Annotated in this window: 21 protein-coding genes; 14 read left to right on the forward strand and 7 right to left on the reverse strand. The window is 44.5% G+C overall.

What is annotated here, in order from left to right:
- The first annotated feature begins 13 nt into the window (after positions 1 to 13).
- Genes QM657_RS01755 through QM657_RS01780 form a run of 6 tightly spaced genes read left to right on the forward strand, consistent with a single transcriptional unit; the run spans position 14 to position 6,647 of the window.
- Entirely contained in the window at positions 14 to 994 is a 981-nt protein-coding gene (locus QM657_RS01755) for an ABC transporter permease (RefSeq protein ID WP_333650165.1), read from the forward strand.
- Positions 987 to 1,859, forward strand: coding sequence for an ABC transporter permease (locus QM657_RS01760; protein WP_333650163.1), 873 nt, complete (start codon positions 987 to 989; stop codon positions 1,857 to 1,859). The genes QM657_RS01755 and QM657_RS01760 overlap by 8 nt, the downstream gene beginning before the upstream one ends.
- Before the next feature lie 13 nt (positions 1,860 to 1,872).
- Positions 1,873 to 2,859, forward strand: a complete 987-nt coding sequence (locus tag QM657_RS01765; protein WP_415064805.1) for an ABC transporter ATP-binding protein — start codon at positions 1,873 to 1,875, stop codon at positions 2,857 to 2,859.
- 1 nt (position 2,860) lies between these two features.
- Positions 2,861 to 3,811: an ABC transporter ATP-binding protein gene (locus QM657_RS01770; RefSeq protein WP_415064806.1), complete on the forward strand. Its 951-nt coding sequence runs from the start codon at positions 2,861 to 2,863 to the stop codon at positions 3,809 to 3,811.
- A gap of 59 nt (positions 3,812 to 3,870) precedes the next feature.
- Positions 3,871 to 5,145, forward strand: coding sequence for a glucose-6-phosphate isomerase (locus QM657_RS01775; protein ID WP_415064807.1), 1,275 nt, complete (start codon positions 3,871 to 3,873; stop codon positions 5,143 to 5,145).
- Positions 5,146 to 5,168: 23 nt separating this feature from the next.
- Positions 5,169 to 6,647 (forward strand): sulfatase-like hydrolase/transferase, encoded by a 1,479-nt coding sequence (locus QM657_RS01780; protein WP_415064808.1) that lies wholly within the window; start codon positions 5,169 to 5,171, stop codon positions 6,645 to 6,647.
- 63 nt (positions 6,648 to 6,710) lie between these two features.
- On the opposite strand, the gene QM657_RS01785 is transcribed toward QM657_RS01780, so the two are convergent.
- The 4 genes from QM657_RS01785 to QM657_RS01800 form a co-directional block, all read right to left on the reverse strand.
- A complete protein-coding gene (locus tag QM657_RS01785) occupies positions 6,711 to 7,751 on the reverse strand; it encodes a Gfo/Idh/MocA family protein (RefSeq protein WP_415064809.1) in 1,041 nt (346 codons plus the stop codon).
- A 4-nt stretch (positions 7,752 to 7,755) separates the two neighbouring features.
- Entirely contained in the window at positions 7,756 to 8,631 is an 876-nt protein-coding gene (locus tag QM657_RS01790; RefSeq protein ID WP_415064810.1) for a sugar phosphate isomerase/epimerase family protein, read from the reverse strand.
- Positions 8,628 to 9,749, reverse strand: a complete 1,122-nt coding sequence (locus QM657_RS01795) for a Gfo/Idh/MocA family protein (protein WP_415064811.1) — start codon at positions 9,747 to 9,749, stop codon at positions 8,628 to 8,630. Before QM657_RS01795 ends, QM657_RS01790 begins: the two co-directional genes overlap by 4 nt.
- A gap of 113 nt (positions 9,750 to 9,862) precedes the next feature.
- Positions 9,863 to 10,777: a sugar phosphate isomerase/epimerase family protein gene (locus tag QM657_RS01800; RefSeq protein WP_415064812.1), complete on the reverse strand. Its 915-nt coding sequence runs from the start codon at positions 10,775 to 10,777 to the stop codon at positions 9,863 to 9,865.
- Positions 10,778 to 11,037: 260 nt separating this feature from the next.
- Here QM657_RS01800 and QM657_RS01805 point away from each other — a divergent pair, with 260 nt between their 5' ends.
- The 3 genes from QM657_RS01805 to QM657_RS01815 are packed head-to-tail and all read left to right on the forward strand — an operon-like array spanning position 11,038 to position 14,387.
- Entirely contained in the window at positions 11,038 to 12,243 is a 1,206-nt protein-coding gene (locus QM657_RS01805; RefSeq protein ID WP_415064813.1) for an ROK family transcriptional regulator, read from the forward strand.
- A gap of 15 nt (positions 12,244 to 12,258) precedes the next feature.
- Positions 12,259 to 12,747, forward strand: coding sequence for a hypothetical protein (locus tag QM657_RS01810; RefSeq protein ID WP_333650143.1), 489 nt, complete (start codon positions 12,259 to 12,261; stop codon positions 12,745 to 12,747).
- 20 nt (positions 12,748 to 12,767) lie between these two features.
- On the forward strand, positions 12,768 to 14,387 hold the full coding sequence (locus tag QM657_RS01815) for a sulfatase-like hydrolase/transferase (RefSeq protein WP_415064814.1): 1,620 nt from the start codon (positions 12,768 to 12,770) through the stop codon (positions 14,385 to 14,387).
- A 63-nt stretch (positions 14,388 to 14,450) separates the two neighbouring features.
- Here QM657_RS01815 and QM657_RS01820 read toward each other — a convergent pair whose 3' ends face one another.
- From QM657_RS01820 to QM657_RS01830, 3 genes are read right to left on the reverse strand one after another with little or no spacing between them, the layout of a single operon-like run.
- The gene (locus QM657_RS01820; RefSeq protein ID WP_415064969.1) at positions 14,451 to 14,576 is read right to left on the reverse strand and encodes a cysteine-rich KTR domain-containing protein; all 126 of its coding nucleotides are present in this window, start codon (positions 14,574 to 14,576) and stop codon (positions 14,451 to 14,453) included.
- Positions 14,577 to 14,621: 45 nt separating this feature from the next.
- Positions 14,622 to 15,989 carry an MATE family efflux transporter gene (locus QM657_RS01825; protein WP_415064815.1) on the reverse strand — a complete coding sequence of 456 codons (1,368 nt, stop codon included), beginning with the start codon at positions 15,987 to 15,989 and terminating at the stop codon, positions 14,622 to 14,624.
- Positions 15,976 to 16,449, reverse strand: a complete 474-nt coding sequence (locus QM657_RS01830; RefSeq protein WP_415064816.1) for a MarR family transcriptional regulator — start codon at positions 16,447 to 16,449, stop codon at positions 15,976 to 15,978. Before QM657_RS01830 ends, QM657_RS01825 begins: the two co-directional genes overlap by 14 nt.
- Positions 16,450 to 16,684: 235 nt before the next feature.
- On the opposite strand from QM657_RS01830, the gene QM657_RS01835 reads away from it, so the two are divergent.
- From QM657_RS01835 to QM657_RS01855, 5 genes are all read left to right on the forward strand, one after another.
- Positions 16,685 to 17,482 carry a TSUP family transporter gene (locus tag QM657_RS01835; RefSeq protein WP_415064817.1) on the forward strand — a complete coding sequence of 266 codons (798 nt, stop codon included), beginning with the start codon at positions 16,685 to 16,687 and terminating at the stop codon, positions 17,480 to 17,482.
- Positions 17,483 to 17,675: 193 nt separating this feature from the next.
- Positions 17,676 to 18,455 (forward strand): ABC transporter permease, encoded by a 780-nt coding sequence (locus QM657_RS01840; RefSeq protein ID WP_415064818.1) that lies wholly within the window; start codon positions 17,676 to 17,678, stop codon positions 18,453 to 18,455.
- Positions 18,431 to 19,222, forward strand: coding sequence for an ABC transporter ATP-binding protein (locus QM657_RS01845; RefSeq protein WP_415064819.1), 792 nt, complete (start codon positions 18,431 to 18,433; stop codon positions 19,220 to 19,222). The genes QM657_RS01840 and QM657_RS01845 overlap by 25 nt, the downstream gene beginning before the upstream one ends.
- Before the next feature lie 115 nt (positions 19,223 to 19,337).
- The gene (locus tag QM657_RS01850) at positions 19,338 to 20,417 is read left to right on the forward strand and encodes an ABC transporter substrate-binding protein (protein WP_415064820.1); all 1,080 of its coding nucleotides are present in this window, start codon (positions 19,338 to 19,340) and stop codon (positions 20,415 to 20,417) included.
- Between the two features lie 124 nt (positions 20,418 to 20,541).
- Positions 20,542 to 21,363, forward strand: a complete 822-nt coding sequence (locus QM657_RS01855; protein ID WP_415064821.1) for a glucosamine-6-phosphate isomerase — start codon at positions 20,542 to 20,544, stop codon at positions 21,361 to 21,363.
- The last annotated feature ends 3 nt before the right edge of the window (positions 21,364 to 21,366 follow it).

Genomic DNA, 21,366 nt, shown 5'->3' on the forward strand with positions numbered 1-21,366 from the left:
CAGGAGGAGATAAATGCTTAAGTATGTTATCAACAGAATCATTTGGATGGTGCCTATTGTACTGGGAGTTACAATCCTGATTTTTACAATGATGACGTTCTGTCCAGGAAATCCGGCAGAAATTATATTGGGTTCCACTGCCACAGAGGCAGATCTTATGGCGAAGACAGAGGAATTGGGCTTAAACAGCCCATTCCTGGTTCGTCTGGGCACTTATATGGCAGATGTGTTTGTCCGCCATGATCTGGGTGCGTCCTGGATTACAAAAATTGATATTGTATCAACCATTATGGAGAGACTTCCCCGAACCCTGGTTTTAACACTGATTACACTTTTGATTTCTTTTGGTATCGGGATTCCTCTTGGCATTATGGCGGCTACCCATCAGAACCGCTGGCAGGATTCTGCATCTATGTTTCTTGCCCTGTGCGGTGTGGCTATTCCAAATTTCTGGCTGGCTCTGATGCTGGTGCTGGCATTTTCGGTGAACTTGGGCTGGCTTCCTCCTATGGGTATTGACCAGGGGCTGAAATCCTATATTCTTCCGGCAATTTCCGGGTGTATGGGAGCATTGGCTACCTGTGCCCGGCAGACAAGATCTTCCATGCTGGATGTGATCCGGGCAGACTACATAACAACGGCCCGCTCCAAGGGGGTAACGGAACGCATGGTTATATTGAAGCATGCACTGAAAAATGCGTTGATTCCTATTATTACCATGTTTGGAACAACCTTTGGAGCCCTTCTGGGCGGTATGATGATTATTGAAACCGTTTTTTCTATTCCGGGAATGGGAACTTATATCATTGGTGCAGTAAATAACAGGGATTATCCGATTGTTCAGGGCGGTACTATTTTCCTGGCAATCTCCTTCAGTCTTTGTATGCTGGCAGTGGATCTCCTCTATGCAGCTGTAGATCCGCGGATTAAAGCACAGTATGCATCAAATAAAAAGAAGAAAAAAGCAGCTAAGGAGGACGGGCAGAATGGATAATGCGCAGGCAGTCAGAGCCAAAAAAAACAGCGAACTGATGCGCATTCTGCGTCAGCTGTCTAAAAACCGACTGGCAGTAGTAGGATTGATCATTATTGTGATTGAAGTCATTGTTGCCATTCTTGCACCCTACATCATTCCCTATGATTATACAACTATGGATATGGCCTCTGCTTTTGCAACGCCATCACTGAAGCATTTATTTGGATGCGATGATATGGGACGGGATATTTTCAGCCGTGTCCTTTACGGTGCAAGATTTTCCATTTCCATGGGTGTTCTTTCTATTGCCATAGCGACTGTGGTTGGATGTACTGTGGGTGCAATCGCAGGCTTCTACGGAGGCTGGATCGATAATTTGTTAATGCGTTTTCTGGATATCATACAGGCGGTTCCGGGACTTTTGATGAATATTGTCATTGCTGCTATTCTTGGACCTGGATTTATCAATACGATTATTGCCATGGCCTTTGGCTATGTTCCGGGCATGGCTAGAATGCTGCGGGCTCAGATGCTGAAGGAACGGGGAAATGAGTACATAGAAGCAGCCCATTCCATCAACTGCAGCGAGTTCCGGATCATTGTGAGCCATTTGATTCCCAACTGTATGTCCCCTATTATTGTACAGGCAACCATGGGTGTGGCTCAGGCAATCACGCTGGCAGCCGGTTTAAGCTTTATTGGATTGGGCATTCAGCCTCCGACTCCGGAGTGGGGAGCTATGCTTTCCGGTGCACGCCAGTTTATCCGCCAGGCGCCCCATTTGATTTTTTTCCCCGGTCTTGCAATTGCAATCACTGTACTTGCCCTGAATCTGATGGGTGACGGACTTCGTGATGCATTGGACCCCAAATTGAAGAATTAAAGGAGGAGCGAATATGAATAAGGAAACAAAGTTCCTCTCAGTGAAAGACCTGGTTGTAGAGTTCGCTTCTGATGGTGAGATTGTACATGCGGTAAACGGCGTTTCTATGGAACTGGAACGAGGGGAAACTCTGGGTCTTGTAGGTGAAACAGGAGCGGGAAAAACAACAATTGCAAAAGCGATTTTAAGAATTCTTCCGGACGTAGGATGTAAAATCCGGGGAGGAGAGGTTTGTCTGGAAGGCGAGGATCTTTTGAAGCTGCATGAAAATGACATGCGAAAGATCCGCGGGAATAAGATTTCCATGATTTTTCAGGACCCTATGACGGCTTTAAATCCTGTACAGCGCATAGGCGAACAGATTGCTGAGGTTGTAAAGCTTCATAATGATGAACATGTCAATCCGGAGAAGCGTGCCAAGGAGATGCTGGAGATTGTAGGAATCCCGGCTGAACGATATTATGAATATCCTCATCAGTTTTCCGGAGGCATGAAGCAGAGAGTGGTCATAGCCATAGCTTTGGCCTGTAATCCGGATCTTCTCCTGGCAGATGAGCCGACAACAGCTCTTGATGTTACGATTCAGGCTCAGGTACTGGATCTGATCGGAGATTTAAGAAAGAAATATAATACCTCTATGCTGTTGATCACTCATGACCTGGGTGTTGTAGCCCAGGTGTGTGACAGTGTTGCAGTGATCTATGCAGGTAATATTATTGAATACGGAACAAAGGAACAGATTTTTGACCATCCATCCCATCCTTATACGAAGGGACTCTTTGGTGCAATTCCGGATATGAACGAAGATGAGGAGTGGCTTCATCCCATTGAAGGGCTTCCTCCGGATCCCACTAATCTTCCTCCGGGATGTGCTTTTGTACCGCGCTGCAATCATGCCGGTGAGGTCTGTTTGAAGGGGCCCATAGGGATTGCAAAAACAGCAGACGGCCACGATTGCCGTTGCTGCCGTTTGGACGAAATTGCAAGGGAGGAGGAATAGGATGGAACCGGTAATTCAAGTAGAACATTTAAAAAAATATTTCTCTACTCCACGTGGAATGCTGCATGCCGTAGATGATGTAAGCTTTACTATTGAAAAAGGAAAAACCCTTGGTGTGGTAGGGGAGTCCGGATGCGGAAAGTCAACTCTTGGACGTACCATTATCCATCTCCATGAAGCCACAGATGGAAAGATAAGCCTGGAAGGCCAGGATGTCACCAAATTAAGCGGAAAAACGCTGAGAGAGGCCAGAGAAAAAATGCAGATCATTTTTCAGGATCCTTATTCCTCTCTGGACCCAAGGAAGACAATCCGAAGCACGATTACAGAACCGCTGAAGGTGTCTGGCAAGATGTCAAAGACAGAGATCGAGAGAAAGGCAGATGATCTCATGGAGCTGGTTGGAATTGACCAGCGTCTGAGATTGGCCTATCCTCATGAGCTGGACGGAGGACGCCGCCAGCGTGTGGGAATAGCCCGTGCACTGGCGTTGGACCCTAAGTTCATTGTCTGCGATGAACCGGTATCTGCTCTGGACGTTTCCATTCAGGCACAGGTGCTGAATCTTCTTAAGCTCTTACAGGAAAGTAAGGGATTGACCTATATGTTTGTCACTCATGATATGTCAGTTGTAAAACATATTTCCGATGATATTTGTGTTATGTATCTTGGCCAGGTAGTAGAAAAATGTGGATCAAAGGAACTATTTCGCAACCCCATGCATCCTTACACAAAGGCACTGCTTTCTGCAATTCCCTCGACTAATATTCATAAACCTATGAAAAGAGAAATTCTTCATGGAGAAATTACATCTCCCATCAATCCGAAGCCTGGCTGCCGTTTTGCAGCACGCTGCAAGTTTGCAAAGGAAGTCTGCAGCCAGCCTCAGGTTCAGGAGGAAGTATCTACAGGTCATTTTGTGTCCTGCTGTCGGATTAAGGAATTAGGCTAAATATCAAAAAGAGAGGCAAATTCATATTGGGATTTGTCTCTGTTTTTAAGGAGGATGCTATGAATGAACTTAAATTAGAAATCATTGATCAAGCCGGATGGCTTGCACAGGAAGAAATCCGGGTGATGAAAGATAAATATGCCCTTCTCCTTGATGCGGTAAAAAAAGGAGAAGAGCAGTACAAGGATAGTCTGGGCTGGCTCGATGTGGACCGTTGGGCCGGAGAAGACTGGATCTTGAAGTATGAAGAGCTTGCAAAGGCAGTTCAAAAGGATGGCGATGTTTTAGTTGTCATCGGAATCGGCGGATCCAATCAGTCGGCAAGAGCTGTGGTAGACGCAATTGGTTCAAAAAATCATGTAAAGATCGTATATGCCGGAAACAGTATTTCAGCGGACAGTATTTGTAATGTACTGGAAGAGATAAAAGGAAAAAGTGTATACATAAATGTAATTGCAAAGAATTTTGAAACCTTGGAACCGGGCATCGGATTCCGGGCACTTCGGGCATTTCTGAAGGATCAATATGGGGCTGAATACTCAAAAAGAGTGATCTGTACCGGAACATGCGGTACAAAGTTCGAAGAAATAGCCAGGGAAAAGGGATATTATTTCCTGCCCTTTCCCGAGGATGTGGGAGGGCGGTATACCAGCCTGACACCCATCGGACTCTTCCCGCTGGCAGCAGCAGGACTGGATATCCGTGCTATGGTGGAAGGTGCCAGGCACATAAGCCGGAGGCTTCAAAAGGAAGATGCGGCTGAGAACATAGCACTTGAATATGCAGTTGTGCGGAATATGCTGTATGAAAAAGGACTGAAGCTGGAGATGCTCTCCTGTTTTGAGCCAAGAATGTTTCGTTTTGCAAAATGGTGGATGCAGTTGTTTGGTGAAAGTGAAGGAAAGGACAATAAGGCATTGTATCCCGTATTTGGAACCTTTTCGGAAGACCTTCATTCCATTGGCCAGTATATCCAGGATGGAGATACGATCATGTTTGAAACCTTCCTTAAGGTTGAGGACACCGGAGCTTCCTATGTGATTTACGGCGATGATGTAGAGGATGGGTTTTCTGTTCTGGATGGAATGGATTTTGATGAGATCAACCGGGTTGCATTTGAGGCTACTGTGGCAGCCCACAGTGAGAAATTTCCCTGTCTCATACTTTCTATACCGGCCATTGATGAGGAAACCTTTGGACAGCTTTATTATTTTTATCAGTTCATGTGCTATCTTTCTGCAAAGATTCTGGGCGTAGACCCATTTAATCAGCCGGGAGTGGAAGCATACAAAAACTACATGTTCAAAAGTTTAGGAAAATGTGTTGAGGATTAGACTGGGATTCCAAAGGAGGAACTATGGTTAGAGATATTCTGTTATATATGTCTGATCAGCACTCATATAATTTGCAGGGCTATGCAGGCAATCCGGTTGTCCGCACGCCTACGCTGGATAAACTGGCAAAGCAGGCAACGGTCATGACTAATGCCATGACTTCCTGTCCGTTATGTGTTCCGGCCAGGGCTTCCATGATTTCCGGACTTCTTCCCAGCAATAATGGAGTGCTGTTCAATTTTAATTCTATCAGCTCAGACCAGGCTACTTTTCTGCACAGCCTGACTGTATCCGGCTATGATACGGTGCTCTGCGGACGGATGCATTTTGTAGGACCGGATCAGAGACATGGCTATGCAAAACGTATTGCGGGCGACAGAACTCCGGTATTTCATAATGGGGTGCCGAATCAGGGAATGAAAGGAGGAACCCAGATCAGGGGCTTCGATGAAAACAGCTCTGTATATTATATGGGCGGAGGCGATTCACCGGTCCTTGCTTATGACCGCTATGTGACAGCCAGAGCATTGGAGTATCTGGCTGGGAATTATGAAAAACCGCAGTTTATCACGGTAGGTGCATATGGGCCCCATTTCCCCTATGTGGCACCGAAGGGGCTGTATGATTATTATTATGATAAGGTTTCCTTAGAGGGAGCAGAGAAGATTGCGGGTGAGCATCCGGTACTGGACGGTAAGCTTTGTGAGACGGACCCTGATGTGGTAAGAGCGGCGAGAGCGGCATACTACGGACTGGTGGAGACTACGGATTATCATATAGAGACGGTTTACAAGGCCTTCCGGGAATACGTGGAGAGGAACGGACACGAAGGAATCTTTATCTATGTTTCAGACCATGGAGATATGAACGGTGACCGGGGTTATTATGGAAAACAGGTGTTTTATGATCCTTCGGTACACATTCCTTTCCTGATTGAGGGAGACGGAATTCCCAAGGGAAAGGTGATTGATACTCCGGTCAGCATTATGGACATGGGGCCTACCATCTGTGAACTGGCGGGAGCAGAAATTCTTCCGGGTGACGGAAAGAGTCTTGTGCCTGTCATAGCAGGTGAAGCAGTGGATGAGGAACGCATGGTTGTAAGTGAACAATACATGTATCTGCCAAATGGGGATACCTGCCTGGGGCGTATGGTGCGGTACCGGAACTGGAAATTCACCACCTATTCCGGGTTTGAAGGAAAGGACCAGCTTTTCGACTGTAAAGCCGATCCTCATGAACGCTGTAACGTTATCGGAAAGTATCCGGAGATTGCAGGACGTTTGAAGGCAAAAACTGAGGAATATAAGGATTATGATACGATTATGATTCATGAAAACTGGCTGATGAATCAGCTTAGAATCCTCACAAAATGCAATTATGATGATCAGGAGGAAAGATGGCCCTGTCCGGAAATCCCTATGGTGGAGAATCCGGTTCAAAGAAAGGCACCTTTCGAACCGACTCCTTGGGCAGCAGCCATGAGAAAAAAGCTGCAATAGGATATGAGAACATAAAAATAGAGGTGGCCATGATTTGGCGTTCACCTCTATTTTATTGCTGTTTTATATGGTTACTGTGTCAGAAATCCGGGCGGAGAGATAGATGCCCAAAACAATTTCCAGGGTTTTCTTTGCATCCTCAGGACTCCAGGGCATTGGCTCTCCATGAATGAGAGCCTCATAGCAGCTTCTGATCTGCTTTTCGTGGAAAACACCCCAGTAACTTTCGCCGCCTGCAGTGCTGGAGTCAAGGCTGGGAAGAATGGACTCCCTTTCTCCGTTTTCCCAGGAGATGTCCATCTGATCTGCGGTCAGAAGGGCAGTTCCGTTTTCACAATGAATCTCTATGCGTATGGGGCTGTTTTTGGTGTAATAGTTGCAGGCAAAAAAGCTGTATACGGCACCGTTTTCCAGGGTAATGGCTGCATCTGCCACATCTTCCACCTCAATGGTTTCGAGGACTCTGCGGGCAATGTGCCCCTGAACCTTGACAGCGTCCATGTTGGTCATATACCGGACCAGGTCAATGGAATGGATTGCCTGGTCGATAATCACACCGCCGCCCTCGGTCTGCCAGCTTCCCTTCCAGTCACATTCATAATAACTGGGGGGACGATGCCATGCCAGTATAGAAAATGCGCCTTTCACGGCTCCAAGAGTTCCATCCTGAATCAGGGAACGCACCCGTTCCACACCGTCGATATAGCGGTTCTGGAAGATGACACCCAACTGTTTTTGGCTTCTTTTACTGGCGTCAATCATCTGATCAGCGTCCTTTAAAGAGATTCCGATGGGTTTTTCCGTCAGCACGTTGACACCTGATTCCAGGGCTGCCACCGCATATTCGCAGTGGAGATGGTGGGGCAGAAGGATGTGAAGGATGTCGGGGCGATGTTCCCTGAGCAGGTTTTTAAAGCTTATTAAGTCTACCGTATCAGAGGCAGCGCAGCCGGGGAAGTTTTCCGCAAATTTCTCTGCACGGTCAAGGTGCTTGTCCATAGCCAGCACCACTTCCACAGTTTCTGAGCCGATGTTTTGCAGTGCAGGAACATAGGCAGAGGTAATTCTTCCGCAGCCAATAACGGATGCACGAAGTTTAGACATACGATCATCTCCCTTCTGTCTGGAGCATGTCACGGATTCCATGAAGATAGCTGAGAGCCTTTTGGTAGCTGGACTGATCAAAGTTTCCAAGTTCGTACTCCACAATTGCCCAATCATTTTCATCAAGATTCTGGTTCAACTGTCTCATGAGACGGGGATAGTCCATATCTCCGGTGCCAAGGTCAACGTATCCGGCATGAACCTCATTGAAATTTAAGGCCATGGGGTTATCTGATTTCTTGTAGTCTCTTAAATGAACATAATGGAATCTGCCGGGATACTGTTTTAAAAGTTCTGCCGGATCAAAGCCGGATACAGCAGCCCAGCCGGTATCCAGGGCAAAATGAACTTCGGGAGCGTAGTCCGCAAGGGCAAACCAGATCAGGCCGTCATCGGCAAATTCCCAACTGTGGTTGTGGTAATTGACACGGACACCGTATTCTTTGTAGATATCCCCGGCAATGGCATTGAAGTTTTCAGCCATGATCCGGACATTTTCAGGATCGTGAAGGTCCTTGTGGGGAACACCTTGGGCCAGGGTGCAGGTTTTAAGCTGCTCCATGTCCGGAACTCCGCCGGTGACAATGATATTTTTATTGGGAAGCACAGAAACAAACCGGGCAACTTTTTCCATGGCAGTCCGGGCTGTGCCAGGATCATGGAGAAGATCTAAAAGCTTTACATTGTTGGCGTGCATTCCAGCCAGAGCTACATGGTATTTATCCAATACAGCGGTCAGCTTTTCCCGGTCCTCGACTCCGAAAAAACGCTCCCCCAGTTCACAGCCTTCGGCGCCGGAATCTGCCAGCCGTTTGATTACGGCTTCTGTATCCGATGCAATTTCAGCTCCGTAAAGGACACAATGAGCACCTAATTTCATAATTGATTTCCCCCTTGATTTTCGTTTATGTGTACAATTTCCTGACGGTCAGCGGAATCCTGGGCATACTGGATGAGAGTCTGGATATATTTCCCCCGTTCAAAGGTGAGAAGTGTGTCACTTCCTTTTTGAATGGCATCCAGGAACTGGCGGATTTCGTAGTAGAAGTTAATGGCAAAGGGAACCCGGGGAGCGTTTTTGTCTCCGCCGTAGCATGACTCCGGAACAGGAACCACTTCCGGCTGTTTGGAATAGCCGCCGTTTTTATCCTTTAGCTGGAGTGTCAGTTCAAATGGCCGGTTTCCGTGGAAGGTCATTTTTCCGCCTTCTCCCACAATTTCCAGCATAAAGGTTGCACCTACCCGGCTTGCTGTAAAATTATAAAGGGTTCCTCCGGTAGTGCGGCAGATCCAGCAGGCCACATCATCATTGTTCACAGTTCCCATTTCGCCGGGCTTTCCTATGATCTCTCTTTCCTTAATGCATGTGTCCTGCATTGCGGTGATGTCGCAGATGGGGCCACAGATATCGCGGAGGAGATAGTCGCAGATGTCCATCATATGGCTGCCAAAGTCGGCTAAAGCACCTGGACCGGAAAGCTCCTTCTGCATGCGCCATTCCAATTTGACTTCCGGGTCGGCAATGCGGTCACCGCCCTGTTCTTCCCGGACAAAGAAAATCCGTCCCATGACTCCCTCATCGAGAAGCTGTTTCATGTATACAAACCCTGGAATATCCCGGTAGCACAGGCCGATCATGGCAACCTTTCCGGTTTCCTTTGCATACTTTAATGCCTCGTCGCAATCTTCTGGGACAGGAGCAAACGGTTTTTCACACAGAACGTGTTTTCCTGCTTTTAAGGCAGTCACAGACAATTCCACGTGGGTTGAATTTGGTGTACATATGCTGACCGCATCGCAGAGGGAAAAGAGCTCTTCAAGACTGCTGCAGGCTTTTGCATCCTTCATTTCCAGCTTTTCGATGTAACCCTGGGCACGTCCTTCTGCAATATCATAGACTGCCGTAATGACTGCATCCTCACAGCACTGATATGCCTTAATGTGATTCTGCGCAATGCCGATGGTGCTTCCGCTTCCGATAATACCGATTCTAACCATGTTAATACCTCCGCCTTTTTATTGTTTATATGTAACTGTTCAGGACGGGGATTTTCTTGCATGACACTGATTTTAACCCCATTATTCCTCCGTACTGGACTGTTAAGTTTATATTATAGAATGAGGTTTTCCAGATACGCTTTCCCCTCAATTAATCCGTTTTCTACAGCATCAAGACTTCCTTCATAAGCTGCATCCTCATGCTCTAAGCTGATGGTCCCGTCGTAGCCGTTTTCTTTCAGCAGGCCGATGAGTTTTTTCCAGTCCAGTTCGCCTCTTCCGGGAATGCGGTAGCTCCACCAGCTGAAATCTGTTAAGATGCCGGTGCGCGCCAGTTGTTCCCGGTCAATGGCAGCGTCTTTTGCATGAACGTGAAAAATCCGGTCCTTAAATTCACTGACCGGTGCATAAGGGTCTATCATCTCCCAGACAAGGTGACTGGGGTCATAGGCAAGCCCTGCCATATCACTTCCCAGGCGGTCAAAAATCTGGGTCCACATCACAGGGGAGATGGCAATATTGCCCATGAGAGGACAATTTTCAAAGCAGAGTTTCACATTGTTTTTTTCTGCCAGTTCCACCATGGGACCCAATACATCCACCACCTGGTCAAGACTCCGGACAGGGATGCGCCGGATCATGTTTCCCCTGTCTTTTACGGAAGGGTCACGGTCATAAATGCCTTCCTCAATACTCTTGTTAATCCCCGTAGAAGTCACCACCTTTGGAATTCCAAGGGCACTGGCAAATTCAATCCGTTTTTTCAATTCGGCCAGATGTGTTCTGGCTTCTTCTTTATCTGTGCTCAGATAATTGCGGCAGTAGATCAGTGTTGAAATGGATATTCTGCCGTCAGACAGGACTTTTTCATAGGAATTCCGGTCCAGGGGGAGCATGGGACCGCATTCCAAGTCAGTAAATCCATGTGCTGCCCCCCAGTCGGCCACTTCCTCCAGAGTTTGAAACTGATTCTCGAAACTCCGCCTTGCCTGTTCCACAAGTGCATTTGTAATGAATCCGATTTTCATATTATGTTAATCTCCTGTTATGATATAGTGTGAAACATGAAAAATATATTTAATAAATTAAATTGATTAAGAAATTCCTATTGTCATTATATAGAAGAACAGGCATAAAATCAACATATATTAGTAACTTTAATATTTTTTTTACAAATTTAAAAAAATATGATATGATGGATTTATAAAATATAATTTATATAATTAATAAATAGAAGATGAAAATTCAAGGGGGAAACAGTATGCCTGTATTACAGGGGAAAAATCTAATGAAAATAAAGCAGCAGAATATGGAGTCTATTAAAAGGGTGCTTTATCAGAGTGCACCTATTTCCAGAGCTGAGATAGCGGAACGGCTGGAATTGACTCCGCCTACGATCACCAATATTGTGCTGGAGATGATTCAGCAGGGAGTCGTACAAGAGCTGAAGGGAGATCAGAAAAAGCAGACAGTAAAGGGAGTTGGCCGGAAGCCCATTAACATTGATCTGGTTGCAGAATCAAAGCTGGCTCTGGGAATTTCACTGGGAAGAGATGTGACTCATTACTGTATTACAAATCTCAGAGGAGAAGCCCATATTCTTGAAAAGACGGATGTGGTGTCTGATGATTATGAGACCATGCTGGAACAGATGAAGAACCTTCTGCATACGGTCAGGAGCAGATATCCTGCGGAATGGGAAAAGCTGCTTGGAATCGGAGTTTCGACTCCGGGAATTGTGGATTCGGAAAGAGGTATCCTGAACAATCTGGAGACAGAAAGGGTTAGCTGGAACGGACGTTTTCTGGCAGATGAGATCAGTCGGATGTCAGGACTGCCTGCTATGCTGGAGAATAACGTGCAGGCCAGGGCAGCCATTATATCTCTGTTCCGGCCGGAGCTTTTAGATGGTGATACCACCTTTGCACTCTGCCATGTTGCATGGGGAATTGCATGCCCCATCATTCTGCGTAATCACTCCCTGATGGGCAATGATTTTGCAACAGGTGAGATTGGAAAGATGATTTTAGATCCTAACGGTGTGAAAGTTCCTCATTGCGGAAAGCCAGGAAGCTTAGAGTCAACCTCCAGTCTCCGGGGCATTTTAGAGCTGTGCAGACAGGCCATGGCAGAAGGTACCTGTGAAGAACTGCTTAAAATCTGTCAGGATCCGGAAAAACTGGAGCTTGAGGATATTCTGGCGGCTCAGAACAGGGGAGACAGAGCGGTCTGCAAAATTATGGACAATGCAATGAAATTCCTCGGAATTGCACTGGCTAATATGGTGGGAGTCATCAATCCCCATCGGATTTTCCTTGGGGGAGGTGTTTTCCGGAACTATCAGAACTTTGAGGTGGCCCAGTCTTCCCTTATGAACCATGCATTCCGGGCCAGTGATGAGAAGCTGGAAGTTTCCTTTATAGACCTGGGAGAGTATGGCGGAGCAGTGGGGGCAGCGGCAAAATGCATTGAACGGTTTTTTATCAAAGGGTAAATGAGGTAAGGTGTTATGACGAGTAAATTTCGGATCCACACGTTTAAATATCTGATAGCAGCCGGGACATCAGCGGTATCTCTGGGAATGGCGGTTCTGATGTTTTATCTTCACGAGTGGCGCGGAGTGGTCATGTTCCTGTTGGTGGCCTGTCTGTTTGCCTGGATAGCGGTACTGTATGGGGCTGTAATCACCATTGACAGAGATGAAATCCGAATGAGTTTTTGGGGAATACCCATAAGAAAGAACACCTGGAATGAAATCAAAGAGGTTGGGGTGGTAGGAACAAATATTTTCAGGGCAGAAAAGGGAAAGTACACCGGCAGCCGTTACATTTATTTTTCCACGGAACCAATGGATGAGAATGAGCGGTTCCGGCTGGCCATGAAGTGGCCGCCCGGAAAAATGATATATCTGCTTTACACCAGAGAGAGGGTGGACCGGATCCAGGCCATTTGGGACAATGAGATATCTTCTTATCATGCGGGAGATATATTTTTTTAGTCAGGAGGATACATAAAGAGATGCGCAATGAAAAAAGACCCAATATAATTATCTTTAACCCGGATCAGATGCGTGCAGATGCATTGGCACATTTGGGAAATCCTGCTTCTTCAACACCGTTTCTGGATGAGTTCTCCAGTACTGATGCGGTGTCATTTCGAAATGCTTACTGCCAGAATCCGGTCTGCGTACCCAGTAGATGCAGCTTTTTTACCGGACTCTACCCTCATGTATCCGGACACCGGACCATGCAGTATCTGCTTCATGAAGAGGATTCAACACTGTTTTCCGAATTAAAGGAGGCAGGGTATTATGTGTGGATGAATGACAGAAACGATCTGCTTGCCGGACAGGCCTCCGGACTGGAACATCTGCACAGCGATGAAATCTTTTTTGCCACCGGTCAGTCAGAGGGCGCCGGTCCTGTTAATAAGGACTTCCGGGGAAAGCCTGGGGATAAAAATTATTATTCCCATTATGAAGGCCGGCTGGAAACAGATAAGGATGGCAGGTATATTTCTGATGATGATCTTTCGGTAAATGCAGCCATTGAGAGGCTGAAAAATCCGGTGGATGACAGACCCATCTGTATGTTTCTCGGATTGATGTATCCCCATACTCCTTATGGGGTGGAAGAACCCTACTTTTCCATGATAGATTCCCATAAACTTCCCCCCAGGGCATCAAAGGGCAAGGGGAAGGCATTGATGCAGGAACGGCTGAGAGGACTTATGGGAATGCAGGATTACACAGAAGAGGACTACGATCAAATACGGACCTGCTACCTTGGTATGTGCAGAAAGGTAGATGATCAGTTCCGAAGGCTCTGTGAGGCTTTAAAGGAGATTGGGGAATATGATAATTCTGCCATCTTTTTCTTCAGTGACCACGGGGATTATACAGGCGATTATGATCTTGTGGAAAAGGCACAGAATACCTTTGAAGACTGTCTGACAAGGGTTCCGTTTCTCATTAAGCCTCCCAAAGGTTTTAAAACAGATCCTGGAATTACAGATTCTTTTGCTGAACTGGTTGACTTTTATGCTACGGCCATGGATTTTGCCGGTGTTGTTCCCGGGCGGGACCAGTTTGGTAAAAGTCTGGCTCAGGTTCTGGCTGACAGAAACGCAGTGATAAGAACAGAGGTTTTCTGCGAAGGAGGCCGTATGCCCTATGAATACCAGTGTGATGAGTACCATGCGGCATCAGGACTCAATGGGGAGATTCCGGAAGGAAGCATGTACTGGCCCCGTCAGACGGCCCAGAAAGATGATCAGGCACATGCAAAGGGGACCATGATCCGGATGGGGGATTATAAGTATGTACACCGCTTTGGGGGAAAACATGAATTTTATGATTTGAACAAGGACCCGCAGGAAGAAATAAACCGGTATGAAGATCCGGATTATCAGGATATTATTGTGCAGATGCGGCTGCGGATGTTAGACTGGTACCAGGAAACCTGCGATGTAGTTCCTAGGTCTTATGACAGAAGAATGTCAGCAGAAGCTATGTGGAAGCGTTTTAAAAAGAAGTGTCCGCCAGAGGCAGAGGAATCCATAAAAGCCATGATCCAGGAGGGTGCAGGCCCGGCCAAGATACAGGCGGCGTTGACAAAATGGGAATCTATCCATACATAACAGGTGATTTAACCGTTCATATTCAAAGGTATAATATGAATGTGAACGGTCTCTCCAAAAAAATCAAGAGCCGGTAACCGCAATTTTTGTCTTGCGTGTTATCGGCTCTTCGTCTGGCTCTCTGATAACCGTTGTATTCAGTTGCTTTACATGGATTAGAGGTTCTTGTTTGCATTTCAGGCATAACAGAGGAACGTTTTTAGTTCTGTATCTTCCCGGATTTTTGTATGGGTTTTATTTCTGCAGATTATTCTCACTTTTTGTTTTACTTGCTGCGAAAGAGTGTTTCCGCAGACGAATAAAAAAGATAAATGCAAGTACAGAAACAAGCGCAGATGTAATCGGTGTATTCAACCATATTCCATCTAATTTTAGAGACCACATAATAGGCAATAATGCAATCGGGACAATAAGAGCATTTGAAACAGAAAGTATGGTTGCAGGGAGCGGGATTTCCAAAGCGACCAAAAAATTTTGTACGGCAAACCCAAACCATCTTGTTAAATATGTCAAACTGTATAACTGCAAAGCATAAGCAGACATTACAAGCAATTCTTTTTCATTTTCCTGCATAAACATTGATGCAATCATTTCGGGGAAAACAAGCATAAGCACTGTTCCGCCGATAGAAATAACTGCACAGGCTATAACACAATATTTTATAAGACCTTTTACTCTGCCGATATTTCCTGCACCCCAATTATATCCAATAGCGGGCTGCATACCGTCGCAAGTTCCATACAGCAACTGTTGAAGCGTATCTCCGACATATACCAATATGCCATAAACACTAACCGCTATTGAGCCTCCAATATTTAGAAGAACAATATTCATCAGGATAGAGGTCAATCGTCCGGCAATATTACTCAAAAAATTCGGACTTCCTCCAGATATAATTTTGCGTATCAACCGAAGGGTAAAGCGCGGTTTACGAAACTGCAAGGTCAGTTTTTTTCTCACAAACGGATAAAGTGCAATAATGGTACAAATAAACATTCCGCTGCTAACGGCAAAGGCAGAACCGCTGATCCCCATATTGAGTACGGAAAGGCAAAGATATTCCAATCCTAAAATCAGCACCGACATAACGATATTGAGAGCCATACTGCTCTTGATTTTTCCGCATATACGCAGAAAGTTATCGACAGCAAAAATCATTGTTGTGAATGGAGAAGCAATTGCATACACTCGCATATACTGAACTGCCATAGTTCCTAATTCTTCATCGGCACCCATTAACTGCATAAGAAGCGGTGCAGAAAAAAACAGAATGGCACCTGTGATAACCCCGATAATAAATATCATCAAGCAAGCACAGGTGAAGTAATTGTTTGCCTCTTCATTTTCCTTTTTGCCGAGAGATATCGAAATATTAACTGACGAACCTACACCTATCAAGTCCGCCAGTGAAAAATTGATAAGCACAAAGGGGAACGCTAAATTGAGGGCAGCAAAAGCGGTTTCCCCCAACAAGTTACCGACAAAAATCCCGTCAAATAATCCCCACAATGACGAAGCAATCATACTGATCGCACCGGGAATAGCAATCATAAAAAACAGTTTTAGGGGCGTTTCCTTTGCGTATAAATCAGAACTGTTCATGTTTGATATGCTCCTTTTTGTTCTGAAGTATTTCGTGAAATTCCTGGTATAAACGATTACCGAATTCCTCTAATGCAGAAACAAATTCAGGCGGGTAATTTTCCAAAGTCCCAATAATTGCTTTCTCCTCTGCCGAATAAATATCCTTCAAAAATCTATCCGCATATTTTCTGCCGCTTTCCGTCAAAACAATAGCTTTTTCTTTTGTGTGCTGCTCTGAACAGAACATAATATATCCCTCGGCAAGCATAGTCTTGACGATAGAGTTAATGGTTGTTCGCGGGATTATCCATTCGTCACTTATTTCCTTTTGTGAATGGGGTTTCCCGTCAGTAAGTGCATATAAAAATGCGAGAGTGTTTTCGTTAATACCGTAATTTTTTCCGAGAAGATAATACACACCGTCTATCTTATTGGTTGCAAGCATGATACGTCTGACGGTTTCATAATTCTTATCCATAAATTAGCCTCCTAATTTCAATACGAAATCGTATCAAGTATCATAATCCTATTTCGTATCAAAGTCAACAGACTTCATAGAAAAGCTGCAAATTATTTTGAAAACGGATGGGCAGAAATATTCCGTCTGTTTATGTAGTTTTCTCTGCCGCCAATAATTGCAGAAAACGTTTGAGCAAAAAGTTAATGCCTTATTCCTCCATATAAGGTATAATACCAAATGGAGGGATTTTTTCATGTATGGATTAATGATTATCGTATTTGCAGTCAGCCTGCTTTCTTCTGCTGTTGGAGCCATTTGCGGCATTGGAGGAGGCGTGATTATAAAACCGGTTTTAGATGCAATGGGGATTATGAGTGTATCGGCCATCAGTTTCCTTTCAGGCTGTACAGTTCTTTCTATGTCAGTGGTTTCGGTATTTAAGAATATTAAGTCGGGAAATACCAGCCTGGATATTAAAATGTCTTCTTTGCTGGCTCTTGGTGCGGTAGCCGGAGGAGTGACAGGGAAGATCGGCTTTCAGATGCTGAAGGATTATGCAGGCAATGAGACACTGATCGGGATGGTACAGGCAGCGGTTTTGCTGGTCATAACAGCATCAACCCTGATTTATACTCTGCTGAAATCAAGAATTAAGACAAAGCAGTATAAGAGCAGAGGAGTGCTGGTTTCCGTAGGATTGGTCCTGGGCATTATGTCCAGCTTTCTGGGAATAGGCGGAGGTCCTATGAACCTGATCGCTCTGGAATATTTCTTTTCCATGAGGACAAAAGAAGCTGCATTTAATTCCCTTTACATCATTATGTTTTCACAGATTGCCAGCTTGATTCAGGTTTCTCTTACAGGAACCATGCCGGAAGTGAACATGATATATGCCCTGCTCATGGTAGGAGGCGGTATATTAGGTGGAAACATTGGAAGCATCATCAACAAGAGGATTGATGAAAAAGCTGTAACCAAATTATTTATTGGTTTGTTAGTGATAATCATAGGGATCAATATTTATAATATTGTAAAATTCTCGGCAATTTGACTTAAGGGAAATTGCATATTCTGCTTATTCTTTGTATATCCAAAAGGCACATGTATACTAAAGTGCCTTTTTTTATTTCTGTTAAATTTCCTTATATATATTTGAAGAAAAGGTATGAAAAAAGTTCAACCTTATTAATTCAGATTAAAATGTTAAAATAGCCTTATCACAAAGAGAACGAGGAGATAAAGTTATGAATAATAGGAAAAGGACCGAGAAGATTCCTAAAATAGCCTGGCTGTTGATATCTTTTATGTCGGCAATGATTTTATGGTATCTCTTGTCATTGAATCCAAAGACCGCAAGAAGTTTTCCTAATATAATTCTTACGTTTCAGTCCCTGGAAACCATGATTTCACGAGGGGTGTTCTGGACAGATATGGGAAGCAGTCTGATTTCAGTAATGGCCGGCTTTGCAATTGGATTTGTATTGTCCCTGCCTGTTGCTGTTTTAATGGCCTGGTATGCGCCTATCAGAAATATAATTGAGCCATGGATCCAGTTTGTCCGCAATATTCCGCCGCTGGCATATGTGCCGCTGGTTGTTATATCAGCGGGAGTAGGACGAAAACCGCAGATTATTGTCATTACAATTGCCACATTCCTTATTATGACAATTACAATTTACCAAGGTGTGATCAATGTAGATGAAACATTAATAAAAGCAGCCAGGGTGCTGGGGGCCAGTGATAAACATATTTTCTTTAAGGTAATAGCTCCCGCCACATTGCCGTTTATTATAACAGCAATCAGGCTGGGAAGCTCAACTGCATTGACCACATTGATTGCGGCAGAATCTACAGGTGCTGTATCGGGCCTGGGAATGAGGATTCGTTCGCTGAATAACAGTTTTGAATCTGCCCCTATGCTTTTATATATTATAACCATTGGCATTATTGGAATGTTGATAGAACGGTTAGTCAAGTTTCTAGAAAGGAGGTTTACCGGATGGCAGGAGAAGAGGGAAGTGTAAAAGTTAAAATTGACAATGTCAGGAAGGTTTTTAACACCAGAAACGGGGAAATGATTGCTTTAAACGGTGTCAGCCTTGATATTAGAGAAAATGAATTTATTTCTGTCGTGGGACCTTCCGGATGCGGAAAGTCGACATTGCTGAATATTATAGCAGGATTATCAGAACCAACTTCCGGCCGTGTTTTGTGCGATGGAAAAGAGATACACGGAACAGGAACGGAACGAGGAGTTGTATTCCAGCAGTACGCCTTATTTCCGTGGCTGACTGTCAAGAAGAATGTTATGTTTGGGCTGAAAATAAAAGGAATCAAAGGGAAAGAAGCAGAAGATATTGCCATGAAGTATATAAAGATGGTACAACTGGAAGATTTTGCGAACCACTATCCCAAGGAACTCTCCGGCGGCATGAAACAAAGAGTTGCCATTGCAAGAGCGTATGCGGTAAATCCCTCTATCCTTTTAATGGATGAGCCTTTTGGGGCATTGGATGCCCAGACAAGAACACAGCTTCAGCAGGAACTTCTTGAGACCTGGGAAAAGGAAAAAAAGACATGTTTCTTTATTACCCATGATGTAGACGAGGCCATCATCCTGGGAGGAAAGGTGATCATCATGAGTGCAAGACCCGGTTGTATTAAGGAAATTGTGGATGTCGATATTCCCTATCCCCGTAATCAGGAAGTAAAGATGGCACCAAAATTTCTGGAATTAAAAAATTATATTTGGAGTCAGGTGTATCAGGAATATCTGGAGGTAAGAAAGTAAGTAAGTAAGTAAGGATACCTTAAAGAAATATTAAAATAAGGCATTGAAAAATGGGGTTGTAAAGAGCTTATAGAAATAAAATACTGCAAAATAATATTAAGGAGGAAAGATTGACATGAGGAAAAAAGTATTGGGGTTACTTCTGGTAACATCATTGGCAGCAGGTGCGTTGATTGGATGCGCAAGTAAGAAGGAGACCACCCCTGAGGTGACTTCGGCAGAGGTTTCACAAACAAAGGAGGAAGGGGCAGCAGCGGAAAAAGAAGTTCAGGAATCAGCACCAGTCCAGAAGCCGGTCACAGTCTCTGTTGCATATATGCCTAATTATGGAAGTCTTTGGGCAATTGAAAATGCCATAGAACAAGGCTATTTGGAAGAAGAGGGGATTACAGTTAAGTTAACAGAATTTCAAGATGGGCCAACAATTATTGCTGCTATGGAATCGGGAAGCATTGATATCGGTTATATTGGACAGGGAGCCCATAAGCTTTGTATTGAAGGACAGGCGACAATTTTTGCCTTATCCCATATTTCTAATGGTGATGCCCTGATCGGCGGAGAAGGAATTCTTTCTGTCGAAGACCTGGCAGGAAAAAAAGTGGCATATTCATCCGGAAGCTCCAGTGAGGATATCCTTCTTAATTCACTGAAAAAAGCGGGCATGACTATGGACGACATTAAAGCGGTGGATATGGACGCCTCTGCAATTGTGACTGCAATGTTATCCGGCGGTGTTGATGCATGTGCCACATGGTCACCTAACAGCCTGAAAATTTTGGAAGAAATGCCAAAGGCGACAAAGTTAACAGATAATCTTACATTTTCCGATAAGACAGTATCATTGGCAAGCTGGATCGCAATGCCTGGTTATGCAAAAGAAAACAGAGATGTATTAGTAAGGTTTACACGTGCACTGTTCAAAGCAATGGATTATGCGGCAAATGATCACTATGAGGAAACTTCTGAATTAATTGCAAAGCAGACAGCGCAGGATGTAAAAACAGTGTTTGAGCAGCGCGGCGATGCAGAATGGCTGACAGGAAAAGTAGTTGCCGGGGGAGCCGCCAATGGTGAAGTGGAAAAGTATTATGAATTACAGAAAGCCAATTTTGTTGAATCAGGAGCTGTAGGAAAAAATCCGGCTGTTTCGGACTATGTTATGTTAGATGTTATGACTGAAGCCGGAGAATATTAAGATCTGGAAGTTTTCGATAAAAGACGGTAGTTATGAGGGGGTAGGGTTGCTAAAAGGCAGCTCTATTCCTACTATAAAAAACCTGTTGATGAAACCATGAAAGCTATGAAGCAAAGGAGAGAACATGTATCATAATTACTATTATTATAACAAGGAAGAGCTGTTGAAAAATCCAAAGATTCCTCTTATTGTCAGAGAAAATAATGAAGCTGTATTTAAGGCAATGGCCGAAGAAATGCTGGCAGAGATCAAAGAAAATAATATGAGGGGAGAGAAGACCGTATTTATATGCCCTGTAGGACCAGTGGGACAGTATCCGTATTTTATAGAGCTGGTTAATAAAGAGAAGGTCAGTTTAAAGAACGTATGGTTTATTAATATGGATGAATATTTAACGGATGACAGACAGTGGATTCCAAAGGAGCACCGGCTCAGTTTCCGCGGTTTTATGGACCGTATGGTGTATTCTAAAATAAGCGAGGAACTGGTGATGCCGGAATCCCAGCGCATTTTTCCGGATCCGGGTAATATTGCCCATATACCAGAATTAATTGAGGCTTTGGGCGGCGTGGATATATGCTTTGGGGGAATTGGTATCAATGGTCATGTGGCATTTAATGAAGCTTCTGATGAATTAAGTCCTGAAGAATTTTTAAAACTGGAAACGAGAGTACTTGAAATTGCAAAAGAAACAAGAGCAGTCAATTCCATTGGTGATTTAAATGGAGCTTTGGCTGACATGCCTCAATACTGTATTACGGTTGGATTCCGTGAGATTTCAAAGGCAAGAAAAATTCGGCTGGGATGTTTTAGAGACTGGCATAGAGCTGTTGTAAGACATGCCGCTTATGGGGAAAGAAGTGCGCATTTTCCGGTAAGTCTGTTACAGGACCATGAGAATATTAATATCCAGCTTACGGAATTTGTAGCGAGCCTTCCGGAATAAGGA

Source organism: Lacrimispora sp. (assembly GCF_047605665.1).
Classification (GTDB): domain Bacteria; phylum Bacillota; class Clostridia; order Lachnospirales; family Lachnospiraceae; genus Lacrimispora.

What these genes read in the sequence shown, in the direction of transcription:
- QM657_RS01755 (WP_333650165.1), top strand. Translation starts at nt 14, where the DNA reads ATGCTTAAGTATGTTATCAACAGAATCATTTGGATGGTGCCTATTGTA.
- QM657_RS01760 (WP_333650163.1), top strand. Translation starts at nt 987, where the DNA reads ATGGATAATGCGCAGGCAGTCAGAGCCAAAAAAAACAGCGAACTGATG.
- QM657_RS01765 (WP_415064805.1), top strand. Translation starts at nt 1,873, where the DNA reads ATGAATAAGGAAACAAAGTTCCTCTCAGTGAAAGACCTGGTTGTAGAG.
- QM657_RS01770 (WP_415064806.1), top strand. Translation starts at nt 2,861, where the DNA reads ATGGAACCGGTAATTCAAGTAGAACATTTAAAAAAATATTTCTCTACT.
- QM657_RS01775 (WP_415064807.1), top strand. Translation starts at nt 3,871, where the DNA reads ATGAATGAACTTAAATTAGAAATCATTGATCAAGCCGGATGGCTTGCA.
- QM657_RS01780 (WP_415064808.1), top strand. Translation starts at nt 5,169, where the DNA reads ATGGTTAGAGATATTCTGTTATATATGTCTGATCAGCACTCATATAAT.
- QM657_RS01785 (WP_415064809.1), bottom strand. Translation starts at nt 7,751, where the DNA reads ATGTCTAAACTTCGTGCATCCGTTATTGGCTGCGGAAGAATTACCTCT.
- QM657_RS01790 (WP_415064810.1), bottom strand. Translation starts at nt 8,631, where the DNA reads ATGAAATTAGGTGCTCATTGTGTCCTTTACGGAGCTGAAATTGCATCG.
- QM657_RS01795 (WP_415064811.1), bottom strand. Translation starts at nt 9,749, where the DNA reads ATGGTTAGAATCGGTATTATCGGAAGCGGAAGCACCATCGGCATTGCG.
- QM657_RS01800 (WP_415064812.1), bottom strand. Translation starts at nt 10,777, where the DNA reads ATGAAAATCGGATTCATTACAAATGCACTTGTGGAACAGGCAAGGCGG.
- QM657_RS01805 (WP_415064813.1), top strand. Translation starts at nt 11,038, where the DNA reads ATGAAAATAAAGCAGCAGAATATGGAGTCTATTAAAAGGGTGCTTTAT.
- QM657_RS01810 (WP_333650143.1), top strand. Translation starts at nt 12,259, where the DNA reads ATGACGAGTAAATTTCGGATCCACACGTTTAAATATCTGATAGCAGCC.
- QM657_RS01815 (WP_415064814.1), top strand. Translation starts at nt 12,768, where the DNA reads ATGCGCAATGAAAAAAGACCCAATATAATTATCTTTAACCCGGATCAG.
- QM657_RS01825 (WP_415064815.1), bottom strand. Translation starts at nt 15,989, where the DNA reads ATGAACAGTTCTGATTTATACGCAAAGGAAACGCCCCTAAAACTGTTT.
- QM657_RS01830 (WP_415064816.1), bottom strand. Translation starts at nt 16,449, where the DNA reads ATGGATAAGAATTATGAAACCGTCAGACGTATCATGCTTGCAACCAAT.
- QM657_RS01835 (WP_415064817.1), top strand. Translation starts at nt 16,685, where the DNA reads ATGTATGGATTAATGATTATCGTATTTGCAGTCAGCCTGCTTTCTTCT.
- QM657_RS01840 (WP_415064818.1), top strand. Translation starts at nt 17,676, where the DNA reads ATGAATAATAGGAAAAGGACCGAGAAGATTCCTAAAATAGCCTGGCTG.
- QM657_RS01845 (WP_415064819.1), top strand. Translation starts at nt 18,431, where the DNA reads ATGGCAGGAGAAGAGGGAAGTGTAAAAGTTAAAATTGACAATGTCAGG.
- QM657_RS01850 (WP_415064820.1), top strand. Translation starts at nt 19,338, where the DNA reads ATGAGGAAAAAAGTATTGGGGTTACTTCTGGTAACATCATTGGCAGCA.
- QM657_RS01855 (WP_415064821.1), top strand. Translation starts at nt 20,542, where the DNA reads ATGTATCATAATTACTATTATTATAACAAGGAAGAGCTGTTGAAAAAT.